Consider the following 9955-nt stretch of genomic DNA (forward strand, 5'->3'; position numbering starts at 1 on the left):
GGCATATCTGCAAACAATGTCTGCAAAACAGCATCCACCGCAGATATGGCGTTTATGCCCATATTGTTTAGCCGCGTCCGGCGATTCGCTTTAGTATCGGCGCAGTTGCGCCACCCCCCAATCAATCGTTATGTGAAGCATGAACCGACCGCTATTCGTTTCTCTGGATGGGCCCAAGGGCACCGGCAAAACCACACTGCTGGAGGCCATCACTCAAGCGCTCAGGGCCGACAACAACACGGTGATCCGCCTTTGCGAAAAGAAAAGCGATCCCTTCAGGGGGGAAACGATGGCCCTGGTCAACAGGCTCGTGCGGCATCCCAACCTGGAGCTGGAGTTGCAGGTTTGCGCGCGCCTGGCGGATAGCCGGGCCTGGATTTCGCAGCACGTGCTGCCCAAGCAGCCGCAAGGCAGCATCATCCTGATTGATCGCTGGTACCCGTCCGATGCCGCGTTTCGCCGGACTATTCCGTTCGCAGAAATTCTGCGGTTGAACATGGAACGCGACGTGCGCGTGCCGGATCTGCATGTTGGGGTGGTCACCAATCCAGACGTTTCATGGGCGAGGGCGGCGGCACGCACCCGGGGGCTGGGCAGTACGGTGATTCATAAGCTGGAAGAGCAGGTTGCCTGCACCCAGGCGTTCGAGCGGGCTGTGGCGGATAACGGCTGGGTGTTGTGTCGTAACGAAGGTGCGATCGAAGCGGCTACGGCGCAGGTGGTTGCTGAGATTCGTGGCGTACTGGGACGCCAGAATGTTACGTATCGTACGTAATTAATGCCCGAACATCCAGGCGCCTGTCTTGGGGTCGCATGTGGGCGACCAGGTGCATGGCGATACTGGTGCAGCGCCTGCGAGATCGAGCGCCGCCCGCGCGGCGCATCGCTGGCAAGCCAGCTCCCACAGTTTGTTTCGGGCCAATTATTCCTGTGCAAGTACCGGCGCCTGCCTTGGTGCATGCCTTGAGCCATGTAGGTCGGCGGCAACGCCCACGCTGAAACCGCGTCGTACCAACAAGGCGGACAGTGATGAACTTGCAGGAGTAACTGGCCCGAAACAGATAATGAAATGGCTACCCCCGCCTCACCCTGTGTCAGCCCCTAAGCTTTCACAGGGTGCCTATTCGGAGTGCACTTGGGAAAGTTAAGCTTCCATGTCCACGCGCAGAATGATCGGGGTCATGAGCTTTATCACCGCAAGTTCAACCGTGAAACGCTCATGCGCCACCTTGCCAATCTTGCGCCGTGCACGGTGGCGATGGAGGCCTGCGGCGGCTCTCATTTCATGGCCCGAGAGCTCACGAGGCTGGGCCATACGCCCAAGCTCATTCCTGCCCAGTTCGTTCGCCCTTACGTGAAGAGCAACAAGAACGACTTCGCCGATGCTGCCGCAATCGGCGAGGCGGCAACTCGTGACCAAATGCGCTTCGTGCAGCCCAAAACGGAAGCCCAGCAGGCGTTGGCGATGCTCAACTCATTGCGTGACAGCTTCATCAGGGACCGTACCGCAACCATGAACCGCATCCACGCGTATTTGCTGGAGGTTGGGATCAGTTTGCCGCCCAGCTTCAAAGCGGTCCGTGAACTCCCCATCGTGCTGGACGACAGCACGTTCTCACCGCTGATCAAAAAGCTGCTGCTGGACCTGCACACCCACTTCAGCTACCTCGACGATCGGGTCAAGGCGCTGGACAAGGAAGTACATGGCCAGGCCGCTAGCGATGATCTCGCTTCTCGTTTGATGTCGATACCTTGTATTGGCCCGATCACCGCTACCGCCCTGGCTGCGGAACTGGGGGACGGCAAGCAGTTCCGCTGTGGGCGAGATTACTCAGCCTCCATAGGTCTGGTTCCCAGGCAACATACGACGGGTGGTAAGCCTTGCCTGGGGCGAATCAGCAAGCGCGGAGATGGCAACCAGCGACGACTGCTGATCCAGTGCGCGAGGGTCTATTTGATGGGGCTGGAGCGTCAAACCGGCAAGCTGGCGGACTGGGTGCGTGGCTTGCTACGTGCTCACCACCCTAACCTGGTGGTGTGCGCTGTCGCCAATAAACTAGCCCGCATCGCTTGGGCCATCACCGCACATCACAGCGAATTTGATGCAGGGGCAAGCGCGATGAACGCTTGACCCTGCGGACACACGAGTTGTAACCACCTGGTTTTGCGATGCTGCACACAGATGACGTGAACGGTACACCGGCCTGGCGATCAACCTGAGCTCCCACTCGGCTTCAGAAGCCGAACAAATATTAAGGCTCGTCGGGCGCGACTTTCATCGAGGCGCGGGACTGACCTCCCACACGACGCCGTATAGATTGACGCAAACCAAACTCACGCACATCTCGCTACAGTATTGCAGAAATGGGGGTAACCATAGATGTGGGAGCTGCGGTTCGCCGCTGCGACTTGCCAGCGATGCGCCGCGCGGGCGGCGCTCGATCTCACAGGCGCAGAAGATCTTACGACAACCACTTTGTAGTCATCGTATCTCTATGCAGGAGGCAGGAAAAAAAGATCGCGGAGACAGGCACAAGCCCGCCGCCCGCTTCCACGGGAAGTGTTCTGGGACCAGCAGAGGGTGACCGTAGGAAACGGGGGCGACCTTGCGCCGCCCCGCGATCAAAGCTAACGAAGCTTTGCTGGATCAGGCTGCCTGATGGCGCTTGACCTGTGACTTGCGGACCTGGGCGCGGCACGCGTCGCCGAAGGCCTGGAACATCTTGATCGAGTCAGGGTTCTTAGCCGCCTGCCACTCAGGGTGCCACTGCACCGCGAACAGGAAGGGCGAAATGCTCGGTGCGTGGATCGCCTCGACCAGGCCGTCTTCGGCATGGGCAATCGGCTCGATACCGGCGCCCAGTTTGCGCAGGCCCTGGCCGTGCAGCGAGTTGACGCGGATCTCGTCGGTACCCAGGGTGTCGTGCAGCCAGCTGCCCGGCTTGATCTTCACCCCATGCACCGGGGCGTATTGCACTTCGACCGGATCTTCCGGGTTTTCCCGGTGGTCGTTGAAGCCAGGCTCGGCGTAGACCTTCTGGTAGATGTCGCCGCCCAGGGCCACGTTGATTTCCTGCATGCCACGGCAGATGCCGAAGATCGGCAGGCCACGCTTGATAGCCGCCTTGACCAGCGGGATGTCGAACAGGTCGCGGTTCTGGTCCTGGCCCTTGCCGGGGGTCTGGTTCTCCTGGCCGTACAGGGCCGGGTCGATGTTGCTGCCGGCACCGGTCAGGTAGACGCCGTCGGCCATGTCCAGGTACGTCTCTAGGTCGTCGCTGCCGCAGCAGGTGGGGACCAGTACCGGGACGCAACCGGAGAACTCGACCAGCGGGGTGATGTATTTGTGGGTCATGACCTGATAGTCATGGCCTTTGCGCTCTTGGCTGCCCATGGTCATCAGGACGACGGGTTTGCGCAGGGAAGGTTGCTTGTTGCCAATGTTGCTGTTGGACATATGTCACCTTGGGACAGGTCTTGCCTGTCGTTGTTGTGCAGGCGCACGGCCGGGGCCATGGGTGCAGCCTGGAGCCTCGAGCACTGCCGGCTCGCCTCAGGGGCGATGCCGGTCGGGGCATGACTGATAGCTTGCCAGAGCCGTTCGATATGTCAAACGAGTGGCAGGGCGCCGAGGCGCCGTTTTTCGGGGGCTTGAAGGTCTCGGAGCCTTGGGTGACAAGGGTTTGGCGGGGGTTTTGGTCAATAATATTTAACGACGCAGTTGGCTCTTTGCGTGGCTGCAATGATTATTCACTTTGCGTGGCGCGGCGGTAGGCGTTGGGCGTATGGCCGCTCAATCGCTTGAAGAAGCGGGCGAAGTAGGTGGGGTCGCTGAAACCCAGGCTGTCGGACAGCTGGCCGATGCTCATGCGCGTGTACGACAGGTTGCGCCGGGCTTCGAGCAGCAGGCGCTGGTGCACCACCTGCAGTGCGGTCTGGTTGGCCAGGGCGCGACACAGCTGATTGAGCTGCAGGCTGCTGATGCCCAAACGCGCGGCATAGGTTTCCACGGCCAGGTGCTCGCGGTAGTGCGCCTCCACCAGGCGTAGATAGCGGCCAAGCAATTGTTGCTCGCGCTCGCCACGGGTGCGCGGGGCACGGTCCTGCTGCTGGCGGCTGATCCACACCATCAGCGCGGTGACCAATGCTTGCAGCATCGCCGCCCGTGCCGGGGCGTTGTCCTGGTATTCCTGTTGCAGCGTGTCGATCAACGTGTGCAGGCGCAGGCGGTCCTGGCCCAACGGATAGCAGCCGGGCGCGGCCAGTACGCTCAATGGCGCGCCCAGGCGTTGCTCGAGGTCGGCCACCAGCGCCGTGCCGAAGGTCAGCACATGGCCCTGGATATCGGCACTGAAACGAAAGCCATGCACGGTCAGCGGCGGTACCACCTGGATCGCCGCCTGGCGGATCACGCTGCGCTCGCCCTCGATCTGCACCTGCGCCTCGCCGCGCTGCACGTACAGCAGCTGGAACAGCTCGGCGTGGCGGTGCGCCTTGATCTCCCAGTGGTGCAGGCGACTGCGTGCCGGGATCGACTCGCAGTGCAGCAGGTCGGTGTCGGGCCAGGCGTGGTTTTCGCCGTAGAGCTGGAACAGCGGAACGCCGGAAAGAGGGCTGGGCATGGTCTTGTCCGTTAATCGAACGATTTTTGTAAAAGTGCAGGTTTTATAGCGGATAACACACTTTTTCGGCCTGAAACGCTCGTAAAAATGCAGAGGAGAACCGTAACAGCACAAAGAGACAACAACAATGAAGACTCAGGTTGCAATCATCGGCGCAGGCCCGTCCGGCCTGCTGCTGGGCCAATTGCTGCACAAGGCCGGCATCGACACGCTGATCGTCGAGCGCCAGACCCCCGACTACGTACTTGGGCGCATTCGCGCCGGGGTGCTCGAACAGGGCACCGTCGATCTGCTGCGCGAGGCCGGGGTCGGCGAGCGCATGGACCGTGAAGGGCTGGTCCACGAAGGCGTCGAGCTGCTGGTCGGTGGCCGCCGCCAGCGCCTGGACCTCAAGGCGCTGACCGGTGGCAAGACAGTAATGGTCTACGGCCAGACCGAGGTCACCCGTGACCTGATGCAGGCCCGCGAGCAGAGCGGGGCGCCGATCATCTATTCAGCCAGCAAGGTGCAGCCCCATGACATCGACGGCGCGCGGCCCTACCTGACGTTCGAGAAGGATGGCCAACTGCAGCGCGTCGACTGCGACTACATCGCCGGGTGCGACGGCTTCCACGGCGTCGCCCGGCAAAGCATTCCCGAAGGTGTGCTCAAAACCTACGAACGGGTCTACCCGTTCGGCTGGTTGGGGCTGTTGGCCGATACGCCGCCGGTGAACCACGAGCTGATCTACGCCCACCACGAGCGCGGTTTCGTGCTCTGCAGCCAGCGTTCGCAGACCCGCAGCCGCTACTACCTGCAGGTGCCGCTGCAGGAGCGGGTCGAGGATTGGTCGGATGCGCGCTTCTGGGGCGAGCTCAAGGCGCGCTTGCCGCAAGAGGTGGCCGAGCACCTGGTGACGGGCCCGGCCCTGGAAAAGAGCATCGCGCCGCTGCGCAGCCTGGTGGTCGAGCCCATGCAGCATGGCCGTTTGTTCCTGGTCGGTGATGCCGCGCATATCGTCCCGCCCACGGGTGCCAAAGGCCTCAACCTGGCGGCCTCGGACGTGAACTACCTGTACCGGATCCTGCTCAAGGTGTACCGCGAAGGCCGTACCGACCTGCTGGCCCAGTATTCACCCATGGCCTTGCGCCGGGTGTGGAAGGGCGAGCGTTTCAGTTGGTTCATGACCCAGTTACTGCATGATTTCGGTGAGCATCAGGATGACTGGGACCGTAAGATGCAGGAGGCTGACCGTGAGTATTTCCTCAGCTCCGAGGCGGGGTTGGTGAATATTGCCGAGAACTATGTGGGGTTGCCGTTCGAGGTAGTGGAGTAACGGGCCGGATCAGCGCTGCTCCAATGGCTTGAAGTCGACGCGGCCGCTCCTACAGCTTCCGTGCAGTACATGTGGGAGCCGGCTTGCCGGCGATTGGGCCTACAGCGAATCAACGCGCCAGCAGCACCTCCATTTCCCTATACCCCCGCTGGCGCGCATGCTCCAGCGCCGTCACCCCGTCCTTGTCGGCAATCGCCGGGTCGGCCCCGGCCGCCAGCAGCCGGCGCACGATCTCCACATGGCGCGGCCCACCATCGCCGAGGATCACCGCCTCCAGCAGCGCGGTCCAGTGCAGGCGGTTGAGGTGGTTCACGTCGACCCCGGCATCGATCAGCAACTGCACGGTCTGCACATGGCCGCGCTCGGCCGCCGGGATCAGCGCGGTGCCGCCATAGCGGTTGGTACTTTTCAGGTCGGCGCCATGGGCGAGGGTAAGGCGCAGTATTTCGTCGAGGCCGCGGGCTCCGGCATACAGGTAGGGGCTGTCGTGGATGTTGTCCTTGGCATTGACGTCGGCACCCGCCTCGATCAGTACCTGCGCAGCGGCGACCTGGTTGGCGTGGGTGGCCACCAGCAGTGCGGTCTGGCCTTGGTCGTCACGGGCGTCGAGGGTGGCGCCCTGGGCGAGCGCCTGGCGGATGGCGGGCAGGTCGCCAAGGCGGGCGGCATCGAACAGGCGGTTATTCATGGGCAGGCTCTCGGCGTGAGCGGCAAGGCTGGTGAGCAGGGCCAGCAGCAGGGTGGCAATCGGCAGGCGCATGGTCTGGGGTTCCTGGCAGGGCGAGCGCTCATCCTAGGTAACTGCGCGCGGCGCCAGAAGTGATTTTTCTGGATGCCAGTCAGTGGATTTGCGCATGGTTGCCGGGCGTGGAGGGGCGTGATAGAAGTCAGGCTTGTCATTCAGAAGTCGAATACCAAGATGTCCATCAGCGTTAAATCGAATAGAGCCCTGTTCGACCTCGACCTGCTGCGCGCCATTGTCGTGGTGGCCGATTGCGGCAGTTTCACCACCGCGGCGGCACGCCTGCATTCCACTCAATCGACCATCAGCCAGAAGGTCCGCCGCCTCGAAGAGATGGTCGGCCACCGCCTGCTGGTGCGCGGTAACCGCGACGTGCTGCCTACCGATGCCGGCCAGACCCTGCTGGGTTATGCCCGGCACATGTTGGCGCTGAACGACCAGATGCTCGAAGCGCTGGCCGGGGCCATGGTCGGCATGACCGTGCGCCTGGGCGTGCCGGAGGACTTCGTTGGCGGGCGCACCACCAATGCACTGTCGGCCTTCAGCCGGCGCCACCCGCAGGTCAAGCTGGAGGTCACCAGCGGGCTGTGCCGCGACCTCAGCCAGGCCTACGACAACGGCGAGCTCGACCTGGTGCTGCTCAAGCAGCGGCGCAACAGCCGCGAAGGGGTGGCCTGCTGGCCGGAGCGCCTGCAATGGATCGACAGCGCGCGGATGCCGGCCTTCGAACTCGACCCGGTGCCGCTGGTGACCTTCCCGCCGCGGGGCCTGTACCGCGACGACATGATCAGCGCCATCGAGGGCATGGGCCGGCGCTGGCGCATCAGCTTCACCAGCTCCAGCCTCAGCGGCATCCAGGCGGCAGTGGCAGATGGCATGGGCATCAGCCTGCTGCCACCGCGGGCAGCGACCCGCGAGCACCGGGTGCTGGGGGGCGAGCAGGGGCTGCCGGAGGTGGACAGCTACGAGATCGTGATCGTGCACCGGCCCACGGCCGATGTGATGGTCAAGGCGTTGGCCGAGGTGCTCACCGAGCTGCTGGCGGTGCAGGCGATCTGAAGGGGATGTTCAGCTGTTCCACTGCGGGGCGAAGTCCGGGCTGACCAGGCGCCGGTCCTTCGCCAGCGCGGCGATGCGTGCGCGGTCCTCATCATCCAGTCGCAGGTCCAGCGCCGCCAGGTTGGCCAGTTGGTTTTCACGGCTGCTGGCTTTCGGGATCACTGCCACGCCGGATTGCTCAAGCAACCAGGCCAAGGCCACTTGGCTGGGCAGCACGCCGTGTTTGTCGCCGATGGTGCGGATGGCCGGTTGTTCGGCAGCCTGGCCACGTGCCAGCGGGGTGTAGGCGGTGAAGGCCAGGCCATGCTGGCGAGCGAACTCGAGCAGCGGCGTCTGGTCGAGCAGCACGTGGTACTCGACCTGGATCGCCGACAGCGGGGCATCCAGTTGTTCGATCACCTGACGCAGCAGCCCGAGGGGGAAATTGGCCACGCCGATGCAGCGCGCCTTGCCTTCGTCGCGCAGCGCCACCAAGGTCTCGATGCTGCGCGCCAGGTCCCAGTCCTTGCCCGGCCAGTGGATATGGAACAGGTCGACCTGCTCGGTGCCCAGGGCGCGGAGGCTGTCTTCCAGGGACTGGCGCATGGCCTGGGGGGCGAGGCGGTCCCACCAGACCTTGGTGGTCAGGTGAATGGCCTCGCGCGGTACGCTGCTGTCACGCAGGGCCTGGCCGACGGCGGCTTCGTTGTTGTAGGCCGTGGCGGTGTCGATATGCCGGTAGCCCAGCTCCAGCGCCTGGTGCACGGCGCGGGTGCACTCGGCGCCGGTCATTGGCCAGGTGCCCAGGCCGATGGCAGGCATGTCGAGGCCGTGGCGAGTGGTGAGCCTGTGCATGGCGGTACTCCTTGTACTGAGGGAAAAAGGTGAACGGCCATGATCGGCCATCGGCGAATGGCTGCCAGTGGGCGCAGGGGGAAAGTGGTCGATCAGCGAACGAAATGTACCGGGCAGTACAGAAGCCTGGGCCCAGGCAATGTTCATCGCCCGGGATCTCTTCTAGAATCCGCGGATGCCCGGGCGCAAGGCCGGGGCCACCGCTCGAGAGCCCCATGAGTTCCAGTACGCCGCTGTCCGGAGTCAACCAGCCGCTGCGCGGTATCACCCTGGTGGTGGTGGCCACCTTCCTGTTCGCCGGCCACGACGCGTTGTCGAAATTCCTTGGCGGCATCTACCCGATCATCATGGTGGTGTGGGCTCGTTACCTGGTGCACACCTTGCTGATGGCCGGGATCTTCCTGCCCAAGGCCGGTATGGCGGTGCTGCGTACCCGGCGGCCGTTGTTGCAGACCCTGCGCGCCTTGAGCCTGCTCAGCACCAGCCTGTTGTTCACTGCGGGTTTGCAGTATTTGCCGTTGGCCGAGGCGACGTCGGTCAACTTCCTGGCCCCGGTGCTGGTGACCGCGTTGTCGGTGCCGCTGCTCAAGGAGCGGGTCACGGCGGGCCAGTGGGCGGCGGTGGTGATGGGGTTTGTCGGGGTGCTGGTGGTGGTGCATCCGGGCGGGGCGATGTTTACCCCGGCGATCCTGTTTCCGCTGGGGTCGGCGCTGGGGTTCTGTTCGTATCAGTTGCTGACGCGGGTGCTGGCGGCCCATGACAGCCCGACCACCAGCAACTTCTATGCGGGGTTGTGCAATACCTTGGTGCTGAGTGCGTTGGTGCCGTTTTTCTGGCAGGTGCCGCAGTGGCAGCATGCGTTGTTGATGCTGGCGCTGGGGGGGTGTGGGATGACGGCACATCTGCTGCTGACGCAGGCGTTCAGGTATGCGGCGCCGGCGCTGTTGGCGCCGTTCAGTTATTGCCAGATTGTGTTTGCGGGGTTGTTGGGGGTGGTGATTTTTGGGCAGGTGCCGGATGGGATGAGTTTGGTGGGGATTTCGGTGATTTGTTTGAGTGGGTTGGGGGCGGCTTGGATGCAGCGGCGCAAGTAGGGGGTGGGGTTTGGAGGTTATTGCAGTTATTGCTTAGCTGTTCAAGTTCCAAGTTCCAAGTTCCAGGTTCCTTGGGTCTTGTTGTTCGTTGGTTTTGATAGTTGTATGCGCATTCATTTATGATGTCGACGCGTAGTCACCTTTCCGCCCTTACGGCGGGTTACTTTGGTCNTTGGSYMTTGTTGTTCGTTGGTTTTGATAGTTGTATGCGCATTCATTTATGATGTCGACGCGTAGTCACCTTTCCGCCCTTACGGCGGGTTACTTTGGTCTTGGCCAAAGTAACCAA

9 protein-coding genes are annotated in these 9955 nt (G+C 62.9%); 5 read left to right on the top strand and 4 right to left on the bottom strand.

The features are described from left to right. Positions 1–139 precede the first annotated feature (139 nt). Together RTH46_RS15960 and RTH46_RS15965 are read left to right on the top strand one after the other, a co-directional pair. The gene (locus tag RTH46_RS15960; RefSeq protein WP_316906087.1) at positions 140–775 is read left to right on the top strand and encodes a dTMP kinase; all 636 of its coding nucleotides are present in this window, start codon (positions 140–142) and stop codon (positions 773–775) included. 354 nt (positions 776–1129) lie between these two features. Next, a complete protein-coding gene (locus tag RTH46_RS15965) occupies positions 1130–2131 on the top strand; it encodes an IS110 family transposase (RefSeq protein WP_316906088.1) in 1002 nt (333 codons plus the stop codon). Positions 2132–2647: 516 nt separating this feature from the next. Here RTH46_RS15965 and RTH46_RS15970 read toward each other — a convergent pair. Both RTH46_RS15970 and RTH46_RS15975 read right to left on the bottom strand, forming a co-directional pair. After that, entirely contained in the window at positions 2648–3457 is an 810-nt protein-coding gene (locus tag RTH46_RS15970) for a gamma-glutamyl-gamma-aminobutyrate hydrolase family protein (RefSeq protein ID WP_153787937.1), read from the bottom strand. 289 nt (positions 3458–3746) lie between these two features. Continuing rightward, complete coding sequence (locus RTH46_RS15975) at positions 3747–4622, bottom strand: helix-turn-helix domain-containing protein (RefSeq protein ID WP_153787936.1); 876 nt, start codon at positions 4620–4622, stop codon at positions 3747–3749. A gap of 127 nt (positions 4623–4749) precedes the next feature. On the opposite strand from RTH46_RS15975, the gene pobA reads away from it, so the two are divergent. After that, positions 4750–5937, top strand: coding sequence for a 4-hydroxybenzoate 3-monooxygenase (gene pobA, locus RTH46_RS15980; RefSeq protein WP_316906089.1), 1188 nt, complete (start codon positions 4750–4752; stop codon positions 5935–5937). 109 nt (positions 5938–6046) lie between these two features. Here pobA and RTH46_RS15985 read toward each other — a convergent pair whose 3' ends face one another. Continuing rightward, the gene (locus RTH46_RS15985; protein ID WP_316906090.1) at positions 6047–6697 is read right to left on the bottom strand and encodes an ankyrin repeat domain-containing protein; all 651 of its coding nucleotides are present in this window, start codon (positions 6695–6697) and stop codon (positions 6047–6049) included. 159 nt (positions 6698–6856) lie between these two features. On the opposite strand from RTH46_RS15985, the gene RTH46_RS15990 reads away from it, so the two are divergent. Beyond that, the gene (locus RTH46_RS15990; RefSeq protein ID WP_110996210.1) at positions 6857–7738 is read left to right on the top strand and encodes a LysR substrate-binding domain-containing protein; all 882 of its coding nucleotides are present in this window, start codon (positions 6857–6859) and stop codon (positions 7736–7738) included. A gap of 9 nt (positions 7739–7747) precedes the next feature. On the opposite strand, the gene RTH46_RS15995 is transcribed toward RTH46_RS15990, so the two are convergent. Then, a complete protein-coding gene (locus RTH46_RS15995) occupies positions 7748–8572 on the bottom strand; it encodes an aldo/keto reductase (RefSeq protein WP_316906092.1) in 825 nt (274 codons plus the stop codon). A 215-nt stretch (positions 8573–8787) separates the two neighbouring features. Between RTH46_RS15995 and RTH46_RS16000 the strand changes: the two genes are divergently transcribed. After that, on the top strand, positions 8788–9666 hold the full coding sequence (locus RTH46_RS16000; protein ID WP_153787932.1) for a DMT family transporter: 879 nt from the start codon (positions 8788–8790) through the stop codon (positions 9664–9666). Positions 9667–9955 lie beyond the last annotated feature (289 nt).

Source organism: Pseudomonas sp. zfem004 (assembly GCF_032621715.1).
Classification (GTDB): domain Bacteria; phylum Pseudomonadota; class Gammaproteobacteria; order Pseudomonadales; family Pseudomonadaceae; genus Aquipseudomonas; species Aquipseudomonas sichuanensis.